At 72.2% G+C, this 19160-nt stretch carries 18 protein-coding genes and 1 pseudogene; 10 read left to right on the forward strand and 9 right to left on the reverse strand.

Features of this window, described 5'->3' with window-relative positions; genetic code table 11:
* Positions 1 to 58: 58 nt before the first annotated feature.
* Positions 59 to 1414 (reverse strand): GH1 family beta-glucosidase, encoded by a 1356-nt coding sequence (locus tag ABTX18_RS27350; RefSeq protein WP_352125412.1) that lies wholly within the window; start codon positions 1412 to 1414, stop codon positions 59 to 61.
* A 176-nt stretch (positions 1415 to 1590) separates the two neighbouring features.
* Between ABTX18_RS27350 and treZ the strand changes: the two genes are divergently transcribed.
* Complete coding sequence (gene treZ, locus ABTX18_RS27355) at positions 1591 to 3351, forward strand: malto-oligosyltrehalose trehalohydrolase (protein WP_352125413.1); 1761 nt, start codon at positions 1591 to 1593, stop codon at positions 3349 to 3351.
* A 19-nt stretch (positions 3352 to 3370) separates the two neighbouring features.
* Here treZ and ABTX18_RS27360 read toward each other — a convergent pair whose 3' ends face one another.
* Together ABTX18_RS27360 and ABTX18_RS27365 are read right to left on the reverse strand one after the other, a co-directional pair.
* On the reverse strand, positions 3371 to 4501 hold the full coding sequence (locus tag ABTX18_RS27360; RefSeq protein WP_352125414.1) for a M24 family metallopeptidase: 1131 nt from the start codon (positions 4499 to 4501) through the stop codon (positions 3371 to 3373).
* Positions 4502 to 4569: 68 nt separating this feature from the next.
* A complete protein-coding gene (locus ABTX18_RS27365; RefSeq protein ID WP_352125415.1) occupies positions 4570 to 5211 on the reverse strand; it encodes a nucleoside/nucleotide kinase family protein in 642 nt (213 codons plus the stop codon).
* Positions 5212 to 5268: 57 nt separating this feature from the next.
* On the opposite strand from ABTX18_RS27365, the gene ABTX18_RS27370 reads away from it, so the two are divergent.
* Complete coding sequence (locus tag ABTX18_RS27370) at positions 5269 to 5664, forward strand: VOC family protein (RefSeq protein ID WP_352125416.1); 396 nt, start codon at positions 5269 to 5271, stop codon at positions 5662 to 5664.
* A gap of 26 nt (positions 5665 to 5690) precedes the next feature.
* Here ABTX18_RS27370 and ABTX18_RS27375 read toward each other — a convergent pair whose 3' ends face one another.
* The 4 genes and pseudogenes from ABTX18_RS27375 to ABTX18_RS27390 form a co-directional block, all read right to left on the reverse strand.
* On the reverse strand, positions 5691 to 6611 hold the full coding sequence (locus ABTX18_RS27375; protein WP_352125417.1) for a LysR family transcriptional regulator: 921 nt from the start codon (positions 6609 to 6611) through the stop codon (positions 5691 to 5693).
* A 43-nt stretch (positions 6612 to 6654) separates the two neighbouring features.
* Entirely contained in the window at positions 6655 to 7848 is a 1194-nt protein-coding gene (locus ABTX18_RS27380) for a glycine C-acetyltransferase (RefSeq protein ID WP_352125418.1), read from the reverse strand.
* 41 nt (positions 7849 to 7889) lie between these two features.
* Positions 7890 to 8918: an L-threonine 3-dehydrogenase gene (tdh, locus tag ABTX18_RS27385; RefSeq protein WP_352125419.1), complete on the reverse strand. Its 1029-nt coding sequence runs from the start codon at positions 8916 to 8918 to the stop codon at positions 7890 to 7892.
* A 277-nt stretch (positions 8919 to 9195) separates the two neighbouring features.
* Positions 9196 to 9588: pseudogene (locus ABTX18_RS27390) on the reverse strand (alpha/beta fold hydrolase); the annotation flags it as partial.
* 166 nt (positions 9589 to 9754) lie between these two features.
* On the opposite strand from ABTX18_RS27390, the gene ABTX18_RS27395 reads away from it, so the two are divergent.
* Positions 9755 to 10159 (forward strand): ChaB family protein, encoded by a 405-nt coding sequence (locus ABTX18_RS27395; RefSeq protein WP_352125420.1) that lies wholly within the window; start codon positions 9755 to 9757, stop codon positions 10157 to 10159.
* Positions 10160 to 10200: 41 nt separating this feature from the next.
* Here the strand turns inward: ABTX18_RS27395 and ABTX18_RS27400 are convergent, their stop codons facing one another.
* A complete protein-coding gene (locus ABTX18_RS27400) occupies positions 10201 to 10647 on the reverse strand; it encodes a MarR family winged helix-turn-helix transcriptional regulator (protein ID WP_352125421.1) in 447 nt (148 codons plus the stop codon).
* 300 nt (positions 10648 to 10947) lie between these two features.
* Here ABTX18_RS27400 and ABTX18_RS27405 point away from each other — a divergent pair, with 300 nt between their 5' ends.
* The 3 genes from ABTX18_RS27405 to ABTX18_RS27415 all read left to right on the forward strand — a co-directional run bounded on the left by ABTX18_RS27405 (position 10948) and on the right by ABTX18_RS27415 (position 12971).
* Positions 10948 to 11568 carry an L-threonylcarbamoyladenylate synthase gene (locus tag ABTX18_RS27405; RefSeq protein ID WP_352125422.1) on the forward strand — a complete coding sequence of 207 codons (621 nt, stop codon included), beginning with the start codon at positions 10948 to 10950 and terminating at the stop codon, positions 11566 to 11568.
* Between the two features lie 48 nt (positions 11569 to 11616).
* On the forward strand, positions 11617 to 12027 hold the full coding sequence (locus ABTX18_RS27410) for a RidA family protein (RefSeq protein WP_352125423.1): 411 nt from the start codon (positions 11617 to 11619) through the stop codon (positions 12025 to 12027).
* Between the two features lie 173 nt (positions 12028 to 12200).
* Positions 12201 to 12971 carry an oxidoreductase gene (locus ABTX18_RS27415; RefSeq protein ID WP_352125424.1) on the forward strand — a complete coding sequence of 257 codons (771 nt, stop codon included), beginning with the start codon at positions 12201 to 12203 and terminating at the stop codon, positions 12969 to 12971.
* Between the two features lie 74 nt (positions 12972 to 13045).
* On the opposite strand, the gene ABTX18_RS27420 is transcribed toward ABTX18_RS27415, so the two are convergent.
* On the reverse strand, positions 13046 to 13933 hold the full coding sequence (locus tag ABTX18_RS27420; RefSeq protein WP_352125425.1) for a LysR family transcriptional regulator: 888 nt from the start codon (positions 13931 to 13933) through the stop codon (positions 13046 to 13048).
* A 210-nt stretch (positions 13934 to 14143) separates the two neighbouring features.
* Here ABTX18_RS27420 and ABTX18_RS27425 point away from each other — a divergent pair, with 210 nt between their 5' ends.
* The 4 genes from ABTX18_RS27425 (at position 14144) to ABTX18_RS27440 (ending at position 18996) form a co-directional block, all read left to right on the forward strand.
* Positions 14144 to 15151 carry a sigma-70 family RNA polymerase sigma factor gene (locus ABTX18_RS27425; protein WP_352125426.1) on the forward strand — a complete coding sequence of 336 codons (1008 nt, stop codon included), beginning with the start codon at positions 14144 to 14146 and terminating at the stop codon, positions 15149 to 15151.
* A gap of 76 nt (positions 15152 to 15227) precedes the next feature.
* Positions 15228 to 15638 (forward strand): SgcJ/EcaC family oxidoreductase, encoded by a 411-nt coding sequence (locus ABTX18_RS27430; RefSeq protein WP_352125427.1) that lies wholly within the window; start codon positions 15228 to 15230, stop codon positions 15636 to 15638.
* Between the two features lie 344 nt (positions 15639 to 15982).
* The gene (locus ABTX18_RS27435; RefSeq protein ID WP_352125428.1) at positions 15983 to 18442 is read left to right on the forward strand and encodes a GTPase-associated protein 1-related protein; all 2460 of its coding nucleotides are present in this window, start codon (positions 15983 to 15985) and stop codon (positions 18440 to 18442) included.
* Between the two features lie 95 nt (positions 18443 to 18537).
* The gene (locus ABTX18_RS27440; RefSeq protein WP_352125429.1) at positions 18538 to 18996 is read left to right on the forward strand and encodes a hypothetical protein; all 459 of its coding nucleotides are present in this window, start codon (positions 18538 to 18540) and stop codon (positions 18994 to 18996) included.
* Positions 18997 to 19160: the final 164 nt, after the last annotated feature.

The raw sequence follows: 19160 nt of genomic DNA on the forward strand, positions 1-19160 counted from the left end.
CGGGCGGGCCTCCGAATCCCATGCAGGGCGACCAGGGCCGCCCATCGGGCTTCATCGGTCAGCGGCCGTTCGCGCGCTGCTGCCTGATGACGTCGCGGTACCAGGCGTACGAGTCCTTGGGCGTGCGGCGCAGCGTCTCGTAGTCGATGTGGACCAGGCCGAAGCGCTTGCTGACGCCCTCGGTCCACTCGATGTTGTCGGTGGGCGACCAGGTGAAGTAGCCGCGTACGTCGACGCCGGCGTCGATGGCTTCCCGCAGGGCGCGCAGGTGGCCGTCGAGGAAGGCGATGCGGCGGTGGTCCGCGGTGGGTTCGTCGACGGCGCAGCCGTTCTCGGTGATGTAGAGCGGCGGGAGCCGGTCGCCGTAGCGGTCCCGCAGTTGGACGAGGGTCTCGCGCAGTCCGTCGGCGACGACGGGCCAGCCGAAGTCCGTCTTTTCGTACCCCTCGATCTCCCGGATGCCGAAGGGGAGTTCGGCTGGTATGCCGAAGCCGGCGAAGGTGTCGAGGGCGCCGGCCCTGGGGGCGCCGACGAGTGTCGGGTTGTAGTAGTTGACGCCGTACCAGTCGAGCGGGGTGGAGATGGTCCGCAGGTCGTCCTCGACCGGGCCCGGCATCAGCGCGGCGAAGTTCTCGTCGGGGTAGCGGCCGGTGAGGAGCGGGTCGGCGAACAGCCGGTTGGTGAGGGTGTCGTACAGCTCGGCGCCGAAGCGGTCCTCGTCGGACTCCCCCGCGGTCCAGACCGGGGAGTGCGAGACGGCTATGCCGATGTTGTCCGCACCGGCGGCCCTCAGGGCGCGCACGGCCAGGCCGTGGGCGAGGAGTTGGTGGTGGGCGGCGGGCAGCGCGTCGAAGAGGAGGGCGCGGCCGGGGGCGTGCTCGCCGAGTGCGTAACCGAGCATCGTGACTTCCGCGGGTTCGTTGATCGTGATCCACATGGGTACGCGGTCGGCGAGCCGTTCGGCGACGATGCCCGCGTACTCGGCGAAGCGGTGGGCCGTGTCCCGGTTGAGCCAGCCGCCGGCCTCGTCCAGCGGGAGCGGGGTGTCCCAGTGGTAGAGGGTGGGGGCCGGGGTGATGCCGTGGGCGCGGAGTTCGTCGACGAGGCGGTCGTAGAAGTCGAGCCCCTGCGGGTTGACCGGCCCGCTGCCGCCCGGCACGACGCGCGGCCAGCTCACCGAGAACCGGAAGGCGTCGGCGCCGAGCCCGGCCAGAAGGGCGACGTCCTCGCGGTAGTGCCGGTGGAAGCCGGTGCCGCGCGTGGTGTCGGTGCCGTCCTTGATCCGCCCGGGCTGCGCGGCGAAGGCGTCCCAGCCGGAGGGCCCCTTGCCGTCGGTGTCGGCGGCGCCCTCGGTCTGGAAGGCGGAGGCGGAGGCTCCCCACAGGAAACCGGGCGGGAAGGGCGGCACGGTCATTTCAGCCTCCACAGCCGTAAGGGGGAGTGAGTAGGTCAGAACCTGGCAGGGCAATGATCAGAACCAGAACCAGATCCAGACCTTAATCGCCAGTTACGGACTCGATCCAGTGTCGCGGGTCGAAGATCGCGCCGTCTGCCGACCATGGGCGGTAGCCGGAAACGAGGGAGCGCTGCATGTTGTTCGAGGTATGGGCACCGGACGCGGAATCGGCCGCTCTGCGGCTGTCGGGTGAGCTGCGGACGATGGAGCCTGATCCGGACCGGGCCGGCTGGTGGCGGACCGAGGCGGAGGCCGCGGCCGGCGACCGTTACGGTTTCGCCCTCGACGGCGGCCCGGTGCGCCCCGATCCCCGCTCGCGCCGCCAGCCGGACGGGCCGGACGGCGAGAGCGCCGTCCTCGACCACGACGCGTACGTCTGGCGCAGCGACTGGGCGGGGCGCGGGCTGCCGGGCGCGGTCCTGTACGAGCTGCACATCGGTACGTACACCGACGAGGGCACCTTCGACGCGGCGGCGGCCCGGCTGGGGCATCTCGTCGAGCTGGGCATCACCCATGTGTCGCTGATGCCGGTCTGCCCGTTCCCCGGCGTCCACGGGTGGGGGTACGAAGGGGTGTCGCTGTGGGCCGTGCACGAACCGTACGGCGGCCCCGAGGGGCTGAAGCGCTTTGTCGACACGGCGCACGGACTGGGGCTCGCGGTCGTCCTGGACGTGGTCCACAACCACCTGGGTCCCTCCGGCAACTACCTTCCCGTCTTCGGTCCGTACTTCACCGAGACGCACCACACCCCGTGGGGCGCGGCGGTCAATCTGGACGCGCCGGGCTCCGACGAGGTGCGGGCCTTCCTGCTGGGCAGCGCGCTCGCCTGGCTGCGCGACTACCGGCTGGACGGCCTGCGCCTCGACGCCGTCCACGCGCTGGCCGACACGCGGGCGCTGACCTTCCTGGAGGAGCTGTCCGCGGCCACCGACGCGCTCTCGGCCGAGCTGGGCCGGCCGCTCTCGCTGATCGCCGAGTCCGATCTCTGCGATCCCCGGACGACGACGCCGCGCGCGTCGGGCGGCCTCGGTCTGCACGCCCAGTGGAACGACGACTTCCACCACTGTCTGCACACCGCGCTGACGGGCGAGTCCCAGGGCTACTACGCGGACTTCGCGGCAGCCCCGCTGGCCGGGCTCGCCAAGACCGTGACGAGCGCCTTCTTCCACGACGGCACGTACTCCAGCTTCCGGGGCCGTACGCACGGCCGCCCCGTCGACGTCACCCGCACCGCCGCGCACCGCTTCGTCGGCTACGCCCAGACTCACGACCAGATCGGCAACCGGGCCCTCGGCGACCGGCTCGCCGCCTCCCTCTCCCCCGGCCTGCTGGCCTGCGCGGCGGCGCTCGTGCTGACCGGTCCCTTCACCCCGATGCTGTTCATGGGCGAGGAGTGGGGCGCGCGTACGCCGTGGCAGTTCTTCACCGACCACACCGATCCGGAGCTCGCGGAGGCCGTACGCACCGGCAGGCGGCGGGAGTTCGGCGCGCACGGCTGGGCCGAGGAGGACATCCCGGACCCGCAGGACCCCGCCACCCGCGACCGGTCCTGCCTGGACTGGAGCGAGCCCCGGCGCGAACCGCACGCCCGGCTGTACGCCTGGTACCGCGAACTGATCGCGCTGCGCCGCGCCCTGCCCGACCTCAGCGACCCGGATCTGGCGACGGTGAAGACGGCGTACGACGACGACGCCCGCTGGCTGGCGTTTCGCCGGGGCGACCTGCGGGTCGCCGTCAACCTCGACGAGAAGCCGGCCACCATCCCGCTGGGCGGCGGCCGGCACCGCGGCGGCGGGGGCAGGGTCCTGGCGGCCTGGCTGCCCGTCGAGCCGCCGGGCGCGGACGGGGCGCTGCACCTGCCGCCGGAGTCGTGCGTGGTGCTGGCGGACGACTGATCCCGGTCGGGGGGCGCCGCTACTCGACGATCGCCAGCTCGCGCGGGGTGGCGTTGAGGCGGCGGCCGCCGTCCTTGGTGACGGTCACGATGTCCTCGATCCGGACGCCGAACCGGCCCGGCAGGTAGACGCCGGGCTCCACGGAGAAGCACATGCCGGGGACGAGCGGCTGCTCCTCGCCCTCGATCATGTACGGGGGTTCGTGCGTCGTGACGCCGATGCCGTGGCCGGTGCGGTGGATGAAGCGCTCGCCGTAGCCGAATTCGGTGATGACGGCGCGGGCGGCCCGGTCGATCTCCTGGCAGGCGACGCCCGGCCGTACGGCGTCGCAGCCCGCCTTCTGGGCCTCCCGCACGATGTCGTGGACCCGCTGCTCCTCGGCGGTGGGTTCGCCGACGTGGACCGTACGGGAGGTGTCGGAGCCGTAACCGTGCTTGAGGCCGCCGAAGTCGAGCACCACCATGTCGCCCTGCTCGATGGTGCGCCTCCCCGCCTCGTGGTGCGGGTTGGCGCCGTTGGGGCCGGAGCCGACCACGGTGAAGTCGACCTGGGAATGCCCGGACTCGGTGAGCAGCCGCGCCAGATCGGCGGCCACGTCCGTCTCCTTGCGGCCGGCGAACCGGACCTTCAGGATCTCCTCGTACGTGGCATCGGCGGCGGCCCCCGCGGCGGCGAGCCGTTCCAGCTCGGGGCCGTCCTTCACGGCGCGCAGCATCGGCAGGGCCTGGGTGAGGGAGGCGTACGACGTGCCGGGCAGCAGCTGCTGGAGGCCGAGCAGGTGCATCGCCCAGGCGTTGTCGCTGATGCCGAACCGGCCCTTCGCGTCGAGCAGCGGCGCGGTGAGTGCGTACGGGTCCTTGCCGTCGGTCCAGTCGCGCAGGGTCAGCGCGGGCGCGCCGACGGCCTTCTCCGCGTCCGGGGCCTCCAGGGCCGGCACGACGAGGACCGGGTCCTGGCCGGCGGTGAGGACGAGGAGGGTCAGGCGCTCGGTGGCCGCGGGGGGCTGATAGCCGGTCAGGTACACCAGATCGGGCCCGGGCGCCACCAGCACGCCCGCGAGTCCGGCGGCCGCGGCGCTCTCGGCGGCCCGCGTCATCCGGGCCGGGTAGTCGTCGGCGGTGAAGGGCAAGGGCGGGTTGGGGCTGGACATGCGGGACCTCCTGGCGGCGCGGAACGGCTCCCTGCATCCTGCCCGCCCGGACGGTGGTGCGCGAGCAGTCAGGACCGCGAGCCGTGAGCGAGCCGTACGACGAGGTCGGCGCGGTCGCGGCCGGTGGCGACGAGCCGCGCGTTGGCCTCGTCGGAACCGGCCACCCAGCGCTCGGCATACGCCCGCTCCTTGCCGAACCGCACATGCCGGTCGACGAGCCTGCGGACCCGCACCTCGTCGTCGAGCTCCAGGAACCACACCTCGTCGAGCAGCCCCCGCACGGGCGCCCAGGCCCCTTCCCCGTACAGGAGGTAGTTCCCCTCGGTGACGACCAGTGGGACGTCCGGCGGTACGGGGAGGACGCCGGCGAGGGGCTGTTCCAGGGACCGGTCGAAGGCGGGGGCGTACACGACGGTCCCCGGTTCCGGCGCCCGCAGCCGCCGGAGCAGGGCCGCGTACCCGGCGGCGTCGAAGGTGTCGGGCGCGCCCTTGCGCTCCGCCCGGCCGAGCCGTTCCAGTTCGGCCTGGGCGAGGTGGAAGCCGTCCATCGGCACGAGGACGGCGAGCGGTCCCAGCGCACGGACGAGCCGCTCCGCCAGGGTGGACTTCCCAACGCCGGGCGGCCCGGCGATTCCCAGGATGCGGCGGTCACCGGCCAGGGCGAGGCGGCGGGCGCGGGCCGTCAGCCCGGTGAGGTCGCTGGTGTCCATGGCGGATATTGTCCCGCGAAGAGCCTTCCCGTCCCCTTCCGTCTCGCGAGGAATCCCATGTCCCACATCGCCCTGGTCACCCTGGTCGTCCGCGACTACGACGAGGCGCTCGCCTTCTACACCGGCGCCCTCGGCTTCGAGCGGGTGGAGGACACCGACCGGGGCGACGGCACGCGCTGGGTCGTGGTCCGTCCGCGGGGCACCGAGGGCACGGGGCTGCTGCTGGCCCGGGCCAAGGACGAGGCGCAGGCGGCCAGTGTCGGTACGCAGACCGGCGGCCGGGTGGGCTTCTTCCTGCACACGGAGGACTTCGCCGGTGACCACGCCCGCATGCTGGCGGCCGGGGTCCGGTTCCTGGAGGAGCCGCGGCACGAGGTCTACGGCTCGGTCGCGGTCTTCGAGGACCTGTACGGCAACCGCTGGGACCTGCTCCAGCCGGCGCAGGGCGCGTAGGGCGGGGTGCGGATTCGGCCCGTTCCTCAGCCCGCCGCGAGCACGTCGTCCCCCGCCGCCCCCGCCAGCGCGTCCAGCACCGGGGCGATCAGCGGGTGGGCCTCCGCGCCCCGGCGCACCGCCGCGAAGACCCGGCGTGTCGGGGCGCTGCCGTGCACCGGGCGGACCACCACGCCCGTCAGGGCCATGCCGCGCAGCGCGGTGCGCGGGACCAGGGCGACCCCGGCGCCCGCGCCCGCCAGGGCGACCACCGCGTGGAAGTCGTCCGAGGAGTGTTCGAGGTCCGGTGCGAAACCGGCGTACTCGCAGGCCAGGACGACCACGTCGTGGCAGGGGTTGCCCGGATAGGGCCCGATCCAGGCGTCCTTGGCCAGGTCGGCGACGGCGACCTGCTCGTGTCCGGCCAGCCGGTGGCCCACCGGGAGCACCGCGTCGAACGGCTCCGAGTACAGCGGTACGCGGGTCAGCCGCCGGTCGTCCTCGCCCGGCGCGCCCCGGTACTCGACGGCGACCGCGACATCGACCTGGCGGTCCAGCACCATGGGGACGCTCGCGTCGCCCTCCGCGTCCTGGACGCGGACCTTGATGCCGGGCGCGGTCCTGCTCAGGGCGGCGATCGCGGGGGCGAGGACCAGGCCGATGCCGGTGGCGAACGCGGCGACTGTGACCGTACCGGCGTCGCCCGAGCTGTACGCGGCCAGCTCCGCCTCCGCCCGCTCCAGCTGGGCCAGCACCGCGTTGGCGTGGGTCAGCAGGATCTCGCCGGCGGGGGTGAGCCGGGCGCCGCGGGCGCCCCGCTCGACCAGCCGGTGTCCGGTCTCCTGCTCCAGCGCGGCGAGCTGCTGGGAGACGGCGGAGGGGGTCAGATACAGCGCGGCGGCCGCGGCGGTCACCGTGCGGTGATCCGCCACCGCCCGCAGGATGCGCAGCCGCCGTGCATCGATCATGTGACCTATTCTCCCAGGTCGCGCGGGGCGTCCCGGCCGGGGACTACGCCCCCAGTGCCGCTCGCGCGTCGACGAAGGCGTCGACCGCGCGGTTCACGTCAGCGGTGGAGTGCGCGGCGGACAGCTGGACGCGGATGCGGGCCGCGCCCTGCGGGACGACCGGGTACGAGAACCCGATCACGTACACACCGCGCTCCAGGAGCAGTTCCGCCATCCTGCCTGCCTTCGCCGCGTCCCCGATCATCACGGGGGCGATGGCGTGGTCGCCGGGCAGGACGTCGAAGCCTTCCTCGGTCATCCGGGTACGGAAGAGCGCGGTGTTGGCGTTGAGCTGCTCGCGCAGATCGCCCGCGGACTCCAGCAGGTCGATGACCTTGAGGGAGGCCGCCGCGATGACCGGGGCGAGCGAGTTGGAGAAGAGGTACGGGCGCGAGCGCTGGCGCAGCAGCGCGACGATCTCGGCGCGGGCGGCCACATAGCCGCCGGAGGCGCCGCCGAGCGCCTTGCCGAGCGTGCCGGTGATGATGTCGACGCGGTCCATCACGCCGTGCAGCTCGGGCGTGCCGCGACCGCCGGGGCCGACGAAGCCGACGGCGTGCGAGTCGTCGACCATGACCATGGCGTCGTAGCGCTCGGCCAGGTCGCAGATCTCGCGCAGCGGGGCGACGTACCCGTCCATGGAGAAGACGCCGTCGGTGACGACGAGACGGCGGCGGGCCCCGGACGCCTCCTTGAGCTGCCGCTCCAGGTCGTCCATGTCGCGGTTGGCGTAGCGGAAGCGCTTGGCCTTGCACAGGCGGATGCCGTCGATGATCGAGGCGTGGTTGAGGGCGTCCGAGATGACCGCGTCCTCCGGGCCCAGGACGGTCTCGAAGACTCCGCCGTTGGCGTCGAAGCAGGAGGAGTAGAGGATCGTGTCCTCCTGGCCCAGGAAGGAGGAGAGCCGCTGCTCCAGCTCCTTGTGGACCTCCTGGGTGCCGCAGATGAAGCGGACGGAGGCCATGCCGTAGCCCCAGCGGTCCAGCGCGTCGTGCGCGGCGGCGATCACGTCGGGGTGATCGGCCAGGCCCAGGTAGTTGTTGGCGCAGAAGTTCAGCACCTCACCGGGGCGGCCGCCCGCGGTGACGGCCACGGTCGCGGACTGCGGGGTGCCGATGACGCGCTCGGGCTTGTGCAGCCCGGCGGCCTCGATCTCTTCGAGGGTGGTGCGCATGTCGTCGCGTACGGAGTCGAACATGAAGAGTGTCTCCTGGTGTGTACGGGCCGTTACGAGGTCGGTCAGGCGGTCCAGTCGAGGATGACCTTGCCGCCGCGTCCGCTCGCCGCGTCGTCGAAGGCCGCCTCGAAGTCGCGGTAGCCGTAGCGGCCGGTGATCACCGGGGCGAGGTCGAGGCCGCCCTCCAGCAGGACGGACATGGCGTACCAGGTCTCGTACATCTCGCGGCCGTAGATGCCCTTGATCGTGATCATGGAGGTGACGATCCGGGACCAGTCGACGGGGAACTCCTCGGACGGCAGTCCGAGCATCGCGATGCGGCCGCCGTGCGTCATGTTCGCGATCATGTCGCGCATCGCCTCGGGGCGGCCGGACATCTCCAGGCCGATGTCGAAGCCCTCGCGCAGCCCCAGCTCCCGCTGGCCGTCGGCGATGGTCTGCTCGCCGACGTTGAGCGCGAGGCTGACGCCGACCTTGCGGGCGAGATCCAGGCGGGCCTCGCTGACGTCGGTGATCATGACGTTGCGGGCGCCGGCGTGCCTGGCGACAGCGGCGGCCATGATGCCGATCGGGCCGGCGCCGGTGATCAGGACGTCCTCGCCGACCAGCGGGAACGACAGCGCGGTGTGCACGGCGTTGCCGAACGGGTCGAAGATCGCGGCGATGTCCAGGTCGACGGGGACCCGGTGCACCCACACGTTCGACGCGGGCAGCGCGACGTACTCGGCGAAGGCCCCGTCACGTCCGACGCCGAGTCCCAGCGTGGAGCGGCAGAGGTGGCGGCGTCCGGCCAGGCAGTTGCGGCACTTGCCGCACACGAGGTGGCCCTCGCCGCTGACCAGGTCGCCGACGGCGATGTCGACGACGTCGGAGCCGATCGCGGCGACCTCGCCGACGAACTCGTGGCCGAGGACGAGCGGGGTCCTGATGGACTGCTGGGCCCATCCGTCGTAATTACGGATGTGCAGGTCGGTGCCGCAGATGCCGGTACGGAGCACCTTGATCAGGACGTCCGAGGGGCCGGTCTCCGGCTCGGGCACGTCCATCAGCCAGAGTCCCGGCTCGGCCTTCTGCTTCACGAGTGCCTTCACGGCTGCGGCTCCCTGTTACCTGGTGCGGCGTTGATGTCCCCGGGTCCGCAGGGCATGTCTGAGGAAGCCTGCGGCCCGGGGAAGTATGAGAGGGACGGCGTGGCAGCGCGTCCGACCGGCTGCCGCGCACCATCCTCCGCCGTCAGGGAGAAATCTGCCGTACCCCGCGCCCCAGGTCCATCGAGGTTTTCTTAAGCGCCGCCGCAGCTCCGCTTCACGCCGTGGCGTACGGGTGCGAGGTCACGCTCCTTTGTTCGGCGGAGGCGGACGCGTGCCCTCATCCCTTGCGCAGGAACTCCCTCAGGTGCCGGGTGAGCTCGTCCGGCCGGTCCTGCGGGATCAGGGTGTAGCTGTCGGCGATCTCGACCAGCTCGCCCTTGGGCAGCATCGCGGCGAGCCGGCGTCCGTGTTCCGGCGGCATGACCCGGTCCTCCGAGGCCCAGGCTACGAGCGCCGGCCGGTCGAAGGTGCGCAGCGCTTCCGCCCAGCGCAGGAGCTCGGCCTTGGGCGGCACGCCCAGGACGTACTTCCGCAGGTCCCGGCGGATCTCCGGCGAGGTCCACAGCGGCCGGAACCAGGCGTCCATCACCGCGTCCGGCACCGGCCGCTTGCTCATCCGGCCCCAGGTCATCGGCAGCCTTCGCATCGGCTTGAGCTTCAGCAGGGTGAAGGGCTACGAGGAGGTACGGGAGCCGGTCGGGGCAGAGGCGTGACCCATTCGCGGGCGGGACCCGCCTGGGTCAGGGCGCTGTCAGGCTCCGGGCGCCGCCGTTTACCACGGCCCGGCTACGGGAACCCGGTCACTCGGGACAGCCGCACCCCAGGAGGTGAGTGACATGCCCGGACGCCAGGAATTGCCGTCGACATTGGAACGGTCGCCCGAGGAGGCCCAGGACACGTGGATCAAGGCCCACGACTCGGCCGTCGAGCAGTACGGCGAAGGGGAACGTGCGCACCGGGTGGCGTACGGCGCGCTGAAGCACATGTACGAGAAGGTCGGTGATCACTGGGAGCGCAAGGAGGGCGGCCGCAAGGGTCCCTCGGACCCGCAGTCGGCGCGGCCCCGGCAGCAGGGTGGCCGCAGCGGAGAAGGCGTCGACGAAAGTGCCTCGAAGGAGCATCTCTACGGTGTTGCTCAGCGGCTGGACATCGACGGGCGGTCACGGATGTCCAAGTCCGAGCTGCTCGACGCGATCCGCAAGGCCAACCGGTCGCAGACGCGCGCGGCCCGTTCGGACTGAACCGAGCGGGCGGCCGCCCGTGCGCCCGGCCGCCGGCGCACTCAGTCCCGCGGCCAGGGCCGCCCGTCGAGGCGTTCGATGTCACGGTTGAGGCGGGCGAGGTTGTCCGCGAGCTGGGCAGCCTCCTCCGGCGTCCAGTCGGCCAGCAGCGTCTCCAGGCCCTTGAGGTTCTCGGTACGGTCGTTGTCCAGGCGCTGCTCGCCCTGCGGCGTGATGACGAACTTCCGGGCGATGCCGCCGTCCGGGTCGGGGATGCGCTCGACGACTCCGGCGCGCAGCATCGCGGCGGTCTGCCGGTTGAGCGTGGACGTGTCCAGGCCGAAGGCGTCCCGGAGCTGACCGATGGACATGGGACCCTCGACCCGGATGCGGCTGAGCAGAATGTAGGCACTCCGGTCGAGCCGGCCGCCGCCCCGTGAGGCGAGCAGATTCATGTGCCGCCCGAGCAGCATGGTCTCGAACTCGATCCGGTCCACAGGCATGTCCACGCGAGGCTTCCTTCGACTGCCGGGCTTGCCTCCCCGCAGGGCGGGGCGACCTCTTTTGCACATATATACCACAAGTGTGCACCATGCATGAACTATGCATCATGCACGTCAAGTGTATGATGCAACATCGGTTCGGCATCGATTCATGGTCCGGCGGTGCGGGAGCAGGGCTCGACCCGACATGGCCGAAAAGGTTTGAGCCAAGCCCCACCACCCGAAACGGTTGTCCTGCCCCTCTCAGGGGCAGAAGTACCCGCCTTCACCTCGAACCGCTTGCCGCCCCGGCCGTAGACTCGCCGGATGGCGAAGTATTTCGACGTACATCCCGAGAATCCCCAGCGGCGCACCATCACCAGCGTGGCCGAAAGCATCCGCTCCGGCTCGCTCGTCGCGTATCCGACGGACTCCTGCTACGCCCTCGGGTGTCAGCTCGGCAGCCGTGACGGCATCTCCCGCATCCGCGCGATCCGCAACCTCGACGACCGCCACCACTTCACGCTCATGTGCCAGAACTTCGCCCAGCTCGGGCAGTTCGTGCAGATCGACAACGACGTGTTCCGCGCCATCAAGGCCGCGACTCCCGGCCAGTACACCTTCATCCTTCCGGCGACGAAGGAGGTGCCGCGTCAGCTGTTGCACCCGAAGAAGAAGACCGTCGGCGTCCGCATCCCCGATCACGCCGTCGTCCAGGCCCTGTTGGAGGAGCTCGGCGAGCCTCTGCTCTCCAGCACCCTGCTCCTGCCCGACGAGGAGGAGCCGATGACTCAGGGCTGGGAGATCAAGGAGCGCCTCGACCACGAGGTGGACGTCGTCGTCGACTCCGGCGACTGCGGCACCGAGCCGACCACCGTCATCGACTTCTCCAGCGGCGAGCTGGAGATCGTACGACGCGGAGCCGGCGACCCCTCCCGCTTCGAGTAACCGCCCCGCCCCGCCCACCCGCCCGTCCACCGGAGGAGCCGTCCCACCATGCCCAGTGCCGTCACCCTGATTCGCGCAGCCGCCCTGTCCGATGTCGCCGAGTACGCCTACGCGGCCACCGCGCCCGCCGAGGCGCGGCTGATCTTCCTGGCGGGGGCATGCCCGCTGAACGAGGACGGTTCCACGGCGGCCGTCGGGGACTACGCGGGTCAGGCGGCGAAGGCCGTGGAGAACATGCGGACCGCCCTGAAAGCCGCCGGCGCCTCCTTGCAGGACGTGATCAGCACGCGCGTACTCGTCGCGTCCACTCGGCAGGAGGACCTGGGGACCGCGTGGAAGGTGGTCCGGGCGGCGTTCGGCGACCACGACGTTCCCAGCACCTTGATGGGCGTCACCGTGCTCGGCTACCACGACCAGCTCGTCGAGATCGAGTCCGTCGCCGCCGTGCTCGACTCCTGACCCGGCCACCGCAGGGCCGTGGTCCGGGATGCCATAGGAATTCCCTATAGCAGCCGCTGACATTTCGTCTTTGCCTCTGGCTCTCTCCCGAACGTACCGTCAAAACAGCTCGCGACGACGAATTCCATGTCCGCCGAGCAGACGCGTACCACATTTGAGAGAGGACCGGATTCATGCCCCATACGGATAATGCACCGGAAAAGCAGGAACTCGCCGGAAAGCGGGCCCTGGTCACAGGCGGGTCCCGGGGAATCGGGGCGGCCATCGTGCGCCAACTCCGCGACGCGGGCGCCGAGGTGCTCACGACCGCCCGGTCGGCGGCGAGCGCGGTACCGGAAGGTGTCACCTTCGTCGAGGCCGACGTGCGGACCCGAGCCGGTGCGCAGACGCTCGCCGCCGCCGCACAGGACGTGCTCGGCGGGGTGGACATCCTGGTCAACAACGCGGGCGGGGCCCGGCCGTTCCGGCACACAGCGGACATCCCCGACGAGGAGTGGCAGGACCAACTCGAGCTGAACTACCTGGCGTCCGTACGGCTGGACGCACTACTGGCACCCGGGATGCGGGAACAGCGCTCGGGGACGATCGTGCACGTCTCCTCGGCCGCGACCCCGTTCGCGCCCCCGCCGTTCCTGCACTACACGGCGGCGAAGGCCGCGTTGGAGAACTACAGCCGGGGACTGGCCCTGGAGCTGGCGCCGTTCGGCGTCCGGGTCAACACCGTCAGCCCCGGCAGGACCGAGACGCCCGGCGGCGAGGCCACTCGTGAGGAGTGGGCGCGCATGGTCCCGGGGACGGGCGCGGACAACAGCGGCGTGCCGCTGGGGCGCGTGGGGCGTCCCGATGACATCGCCGACGCGGTGCTGTTCCTCGTTTCCGAAAGGGCGAGCTGGGTGACGGGAAACATTCTCACCGTGGACGGCGGGGAATTCCCCCGGGGCTGATTCCACGGAATTCCGAAAGGGAAATGCGGTGGCGGCCCCGGGGGACGCCGCCACCGCGCGGCGTTCCCGAATGGTCAGCGCAGGGAAGCCGGCCCGGTCCAGCTCTCCCCGCGCAGCAGGTCGAGCAGGGCGGTCTCCCCCGGGCCCGCGCCCTGGCGGAGCACGGCGATGACGGGCTGGGACACGGCCGGGAACACCGGGCGTGCGAGGTGCTCGTGGCCGTGGGGCACGGCGGAGGCGGGCACGAGCGTCGCGCCCAGCCCGTGGGCGGCCCAGCGCACGGCCGTCGCCGTCTGGGACACGCGGGCGGCGGTGGCCGGGGTCAGGCCGTTGTCCCGCAGCACGCTCAGCAGCACCCCGTCGAGCGCGCTGTCGCGGTCGAACCTCACCCACGCCTCCCCCGCCAGCTCACGCAGGTCGACCCGGTCCGCGGTGAGCTGCCGGTGGCCGGGGCCGAGCACCACGACGAACTCCTCGTCGCCGAGGCGGTGGGCGTCGGATGGGCTGCGCTCGCACGCCGCCATCAGGGCGAGGTCCAGCACGCCCCGGCGGCACAGCCGCTCCAGCTCCGCGGAGCTCGGCTCCTCGAAGACGGTCACCTCCAGCCGGGGGTAGCGGCGCCGCAGCGCGTCCAGGGCGCCCGGCCACTGCCGCGTACCGAAGCCCATCTGCGCGGCGACCACCAGTTCGCCCGCCAGTTCATCGGCGCCGGCCCGCGCCGTAGCCTTCGCACGCCGCGCCGCGCTCACCGCGGCCTCCGCCTCCCGCAGGAACGCCCGGCCGACGACGGTGGCCACGAGGCCGGTCGGCGTGCGGGCGAACAGTTCCACACCGAGCTCCCGCTCCAGGCCACGGATCTGCTGGGACACCGACGGCTGAGCGACGCGCAGCCGCTCCGCCGCCGCCGTCACCGAGCCCTCCTCGGCCACGGCCAGGGCGTACTCGAACTGGCGAAGGCTCATCGGCTCCCGTCCCCTTCCTGCGCCGGGCCGCGGTCCATTCCCCGGCCCGCGTCACCCGTCGTGCTGACGACCGCTACATCGTCGGGAAGGGGCCCGTCTATTCCGGTGCTCGCCTGCGGACCTGGACGGTGACAGCGGCCTGTCGGTACGCCGGAGCCGGGCATCGGCCCGCGGGTATCGTGCCCTCGACAGCGGCGGAGAGGTGTGGGCGTGACGGCGGCCGGCGCAGAGGACTTCGATCGCAGGACCGAACGGTTCCGTTCGGAGTTGCTGGCGTACTGCTACCGGATGCTCGGCTCCGCTCATGACGCCGAGGACCTGGTGCAGGACACGTATCTGAGGGCCTGGCGGGCGCGCGAGCAGTACGACGAGACGCGCAGTTCCCTGCGGACCTGGCTCTATCGGATCGCGACGAACGTATGCCTGACCGCTCTGGAGGCCCGGGGCCGCCGGCCTCTGCCCTCGGGACTGGTGGCAGCGTCCGAGCCGCTCGCGCCGCTCGTGTCGCGGGAGAACGTCGCCTGGCTCCAGCCCCTGCCCGACTCGTTGCTGGAGGCGGCTGATCCGGCCGGCACGGTGATCGAGCGCAGCAGCCTGCGCCTGGCGTTCGCCGCCGTACTGCAGCATCTGTCGGCGCGTCAGCGTGGTGCGCTGATCCTCCGTGAGGTGCTCGGCTTCTCCGCGGCCGAGGCAGCGGACATCCTCGGCACGAGCGTGGCGTCGGTGAACAGTTCGCTGCAGCGGGCACGTGCCCGGGTGAAGGACGCCGGGGGCGGGCACGAGCAGGCCGACGAGCCCTCGACGGCCGAGCAGCGTGCCTGGATCGATCGTTACATGAAGGCGTTCGAACGGGCTGATGTCGAGGGAATCCAGCGGCTGCTCACCGATGACGTGATCATGGAGATGCCGCCGGTGATCAACTGGTTCGCGGGCCGCGGCGAGTACGGCCTGTTCATGGAGTGGGTCTTCGAACACGCCGGTACGGACTGGTCGCTGAAACCTGTCACCGCCAACGGCCAGCCCGGCTTCGCCGCCTATCGGCGCGTCGGTGAGGGGTACGAGATGCACACGCTCCAGGTCTTCACCGTCACCAGCGCGGGCATCAGCCGCAATACGGTGTTCCAGGATTCCGAGGTCTTCGCGTCCTTCCGTCTGGCGGCGCGACTCGACGCCCAGGAACTCGCGACCGTCCGACATCCATTTCCGTACGCGCGATGAGTTCCGGCCCTGCCGCCGGTATGTAGTGACGAGTTCGCCCGGAGACCCCCGGCGAACCGCTCACAAGGGAGATCCGATGTCCGACAGTCGTGCGGAAGACAAGGCCGCCATCCAGGCCGTCCTGGCCGACTCCTACAAGGCGTGGGAGAAGGGCGACGCCGAGGGCATGGTCGCCGACTACACCGAGGACGCGACCGCCATCATGACCGGCGCGCTCCGGGACGGCCGAGAGGCGATCCGCGAGAGCATGGCCCTCGCCTTCGCCGGTCCGCTCAAGAACACCTCGACGCACAACAGGCAGTTGGGCCTTCGCTTCGTCGGCGGGGACGCTGCGATCGTCGTCAGCGAGTCCGGCATCCTGTTCCCCGGCCGGACCGAGGTTCCGGACGCGGGCAAGGTGAACGCGACCTGGGTCTTCGAGAAGCGGGACGGCCGCTGGCTCATCGCCGCCTACCACAACAGCCCGGTACTGGCGCCCGGGCAGTGACCGCGCCCCATCACCGGCACCGGTAGCGCGCCCGGCCAGGAGGCCGGATGCGCGGCCCCGTGGACCGTACGCAGCGCGTGCACGCGCTGCGTACGGTCCACGGGCCGTCGGCCTCCAGAACCTGACCGTCACTCCGTCCCCTTGCCCCGTTGCTCCGTTGCTCCGTTGCTCCGTTGCTCCGCCTTCTCGCCGCAGCGGTGGGCGGGTCCTTGATAGCGTCGCCCCAGCGACTGCGGAACACTCCCCACCGGGGTCGTCGCTCTGCCGGGACGGCGCTGCCACCACGGGACGGCGGGTGCGGGTGGCAGGGGGACCTTCACGGCAGGGACGAAGAGAGCCGACGCATGAGCCTCGCGCAGTTGCACTACACCTCCGCGACCGGCGGGGACGATCCCGGCACCGGCGAGGCCGAAGCAATACCTGGCCGCTTTACGGCAGTTGACGCCTCGATACCCGCGTCCGCGCTCACCGAGGCGGGACCGCTCCTGGCGTACGAGCCACCCACCGGCACCACTCCCGCGCTCACCGGCTCCGCTCTGCGCGCGCTGCCCGAGGCGCTCAGCTTCAGCGTGCTGTCGGACGGCAGTCATCTGCTGGCCAGGACCGTGGCGGTCCGCCCCGCGCCCGGATCCGCCGTGGCCTTCCACGCACACGCGGTGCACCTGCCCGCCGGCACCCGGCTGCCGGGCGGCGTCCTGCCGATCACCGCCGGCCGGTCCGGCCGCTGGGCCTCGACGACTCCGGACCGTACGCAGCCCGGCCCGCTCGCCGGTCTGCCCGCCACCGGCCACGCGCGGGACCGCGAGGGGCTCAACGACTTCGCCGTCTCCCGAGGCCCCTGGCTCGCCGGTGTCCTGGCCGACCTGCGCCGGGTGTGCGGGCAGGACGACTCCGAACGCATCGTGCTCGTCGAGCGGCAGAGCGCGGACGTGGCCCGGTGGATCGCGCTGGTCTGCCTCGCCCTGCCCGACGGCTTCGCCGAACGGCTGACGTTCACCACGTACACCCGCCACCCGCTGCGGGCTCCGCAGCAGATCGCGGGAGTGCTCCCGCAGGACGCGCAGGACCTGACCGGCCCCGGTCTTCGCGTCCACGCCTGTGCCGGTCCGGCTCCCGAGGGAGCCGTGACCGACGCCTGGGCCGAGACGGCCGCCCGGATCTGGCGGAGCCGCGCGCCTGAGCTGTTCCGGGAGGCGGCCGAGCTGCCCGGAGAACCGTTCGCCGCCGGGCCGTTGGCCGTGACGGCCCTGTGCGCGGGCATCACGCTGGGCACGGGCGGGCGGGCAGCCGCCGCGAGTTGGGCCGCCGAGCGGCCCTACGCCCTGGACGCGAAGCGGACCCGGCAGCTGGTCGACGCCCTGACCGCACCCGGAGTGGACGACCGCACCGGCCCCGAATTCGACGCCGCGGGGCGGCTGTTCGCCGCGCTCGACGGCCGCTCCCCCGCGGCGGCCACGGCCCCGCTGGCCGCCATGCTTGTCACGGAAGCGGTCCGTGGCGGCAACGGCTCGGTGGAGTTGCCGGGCCGCACCGCCTTCAACGGTCCCGAGGGCGCGGCCGTCGCCTCGGTGCTCGGCCCGGAGATCCTGACCGAGCTGAGCGGCACGGGCGCCGGCCTCGACGTCGCCAGGACCGTACAGCTGCTGCGGGTGGCCCGGCTGCTGGGCGTGGACTGCGCGGAGCTGCTGGGCCCGGTCGTCCACCGGCTCGCACCCGCGCTACTGGAGCCCGGGGAGGGTGAGCCCGGCTGGGGTCCCGCGCTCCTGGAGTTGATGGACGAGCAGTTCGACGTCCGTACGGCCCTGCTCGGCGCACTCGACCGGATCGCGCCGCAGGATCCGCCGGGGGTCGAGCGGCTGCTGGGGCGGGTGGCGCTGCCGTTCACCGGGACACAGTCGCTGCCCCATCTGCGGATGTGCGCCGAGGCACCGGTGGCGAAGGCCGGCTGCGGAGCGGACCGGGTGGGCGCGGTGCACCGGGTGCTGCGGGCCGCCGGGATGTCGCCGTTCGCGGAGCCGCTGGTGCTGCGGACGGCCGTGGGGCTGGTGTGGGGAGAGGGTTCGGAGAAGATCGGGATGACGGCGGGCGAGGCGCGGCTGCTTCTGGAGGCCGCCACGTCGGACGCCCACCGGACGGCCGGCACCTGGTCGCACCTGGTCGGCGCGGCGCTCGGCGCCCCCGCCACGGACGAGGAGGCGCCCGATCTCGCCCACGACCTGCTGCGCGGCTTCCCCCAGGAGGTCGCGGGCCGGGAACGGGGCGCGCTGCTCCTCCTCGACTTCGCCCGCGAGATCCGGTCGGACGCGGCGGCGCCGGAGTGGGCGGAGCGGGCCCGCGCGCTGCGCAAGGACGCCGAGCCCGTGGAACCGGAGGTGCTCGGCCACGCGTTCGGGGCACTCGCCACGCGGCTGCTCGCACCGGACCGGCCGGAGGCCGAGCTGTACGCCCTCGTGCACAGCGGCGACCCCGATCTCATCGCCGCCTACGACCGGGCCGCACGCGGTGCCGGCGTCCGCTCCCGTCTGAAGTCCGATCCGGCCTACGCGGGTGACTGCTTCGCCGTCTGGACGGCTCATCCGCACGCCGGGGCCGACTGGAGCCGGACCGCCGCCGCCCTGCTGGAGGAGGTGCTGCGCCCCGCCGTGCGCAAACTCTCCGCCGACCAGGTCGCGGCGGTGGAGGAGGCCGTGGGGCGCTCGGGGAGCAGCGGCCGGGCGGAGGCGTTCCACGACTGGAACCGCCGGGGCCGGCGCACTCTCGGGCGGATCGGCCGGAGGATCGCGGGCCGGGTGCGCCGGGGCTGAACGAGCGAGTCGTCGGGGGCGCCACGCGCCGGGTACCTTGGTACTTACCGATCTCATGGGCTCCTGGCGGGCTGCGTGAACCCCAGGAGGAACAGATGACGACGAACCGTGGGCGCAAGGACGTGATCCGCGACCGGATGGCGGCGACCGGTGAGTCGTACAACGTGGCCGCCCGCAATCTCAAGGCGATGAAGGACATGGGAGCCACGCGTGAGGCCGTCCTCACGCAGCGGTGGCGCCCGGCCGAGTCCCTCGACGTGCCCTGCCCGTGCGGCGGTACGTGCGAGCCCGGCGAGACCTGCGAGCGCTGCCACGCCCGGCACCGGCACGTGGCGCGCTACCCGGGGAGCGCCACCGAGGTGGAGACATGGGTGGACCGGTACGAGTGCACGGGCTGCTCCGCCTCGTACACCCTGATCGTCCAGCTGCCCGGCCGCCCCTGGGGCGTGGCGGAGACCGTGATCCAGGGCGGTTCGGCCGAGTCGGTCGTGCGGGCCCGGGTCTTCCCCGGCGTGGTGCACCCGTTGCTGAAGCCCGACAGCGACGACGCCTGATCCGACGCCCCACGCCGTCCGGGGCGTCACCCGCGGCGGGCCCGCCCTCCGGAACCGGGTCCGAGGGATCTTGGATCGGCGAGGTTTCCCGGCCGGTCGCTGCGTAGGCTTCTGCCCGGAGCCGACGGGGGCGTGGTCGCCGCGTCGGACACCCCGCACATGAC

Source organism: Streptomyces sp. NPDC096323 (assembly GCF_040302845.1).
In the GTDB taxonomy this organism is placed as follows: Bacteria; Actinomycetota; Actinomycetes; order Streptomycetales; family Streptomycetaceae; genus Streptomyces.

What these genes read in the sequence shown, in the direction of transcription:
- ABTX18_RS27350 (WP_352125412.1), bottom strand. Translation starts at nt 1,414, where the DNA reads ATGACCGTGCCGCCCTTCCCGCCCGGTTTCCTGTGGGGAGCCTCCGCC.
- treZ (WP_352125413.1), top strand. Translation starts at nt 1,591, where the DNA reads ATGTTGTTCGAGGTATGGGCACCGGACGCGGAATCGGCCGCTCTGCGG.
- ABTX18_RS27360 (WP_352125414.1), bottom strand. Translation starts at nt 4,501, where the DNA reads ATGTCCAGCCCCAACCCGCCCTTGCCCTTCACCGCCGACGACTACCCG.
- ABTX18_RS27365 (WP_352125415.1), bottom strand. Translation starts at nt 5,211, where the DNA reads ATGGACACCAGCGACCTCACCGGGCTGACGGCCCGCGCCCGCCGCCTC.
- ABTX18_RS27370 (WP_352125416.1), top strand. Translation starts at nt 5,269, where the DNA reads ATGTCCCACATCGCCCTGGTCACCCTGGTCGTCCGCGACTACGACGAG.
- ABTX18_RS27375 (WP_352125417.1), bottom strand. Translation starts at nt 6,611, where the DNA reads ATGATCGATGCACGGCGGCTGCGCATCCTGCGGGCGGTGGCGGATCAC.
- ABTX18_RS27380 (WP_352125418.1), bottom strand. Translation starts at nt 7,848, where the DNA reads ATGTTCGACTCCGTACGCGACGACATGCGCACCACCCTCGAAGAGATC.
- ABTX18_RS27395 (WP_352125420.1), top strand. Translation starts at nt 9,755, where the DNA reads ATGCCCGGACGCCAGGAATTGCCGTCGACATTGGAACGGTCGCCCGAG.
- ABTX18_RS27405 (WP_352125422.1), top strand. Translation starts at nt 10,948, where the DNA reads ATGGCGAAGTATTTCGACGTACATCCCGAGAATCCCCAGCGGCGCACC.
- ABTX18_RS27410 (WP_352125423.1), top strand. Translation starts at nt 11,617, where the DNA reads ATGCCCAGTGCCGTCACCCTGATTCGCGCAGCCGCCCTGTCCGATGTC.
- ABTX18_RS27415 (WP_352125424.1), top strand. Translation starts at nt 12,201, where the DNA reads ATGCCCCATACGGATAATGCACCGGAAAAGCAGGAACTCGCCGGAAAG.
- ABTX18_RS27420 (WP_352125425.1), bottom strand. Translation starts at nt 13,933, where the DNA reads ATGAGCCTTCGCCAGTTCGAGTACGCCCTGGCCGTGGCCGAGGAGGGC.
- ABTX18_RS27430 (WP_352125427.1), top strand. Translation starts at nt 15,228, where the DNA reads ATGTCCGACAGTCGTGCGGAAGACAAGGCCGCCATCCAGGCCGTCCTG.
- ABTX18_RS27435 (WP_352125428.1), top strand. Translation starts at nt 15,983, where the DNA reads ATGAGCCTCGCGCAGTTGCACTACACCTCCGCGACCGGCGGGGACGAT.
- ABTX18_RS27440 (WP_352125429.1), top strand. Translation starts at nt 18,538, where the DNA reads ATGACGACGAACCGTGGGCGCAAGGACGTGATCCGCGACCGGATGGCG.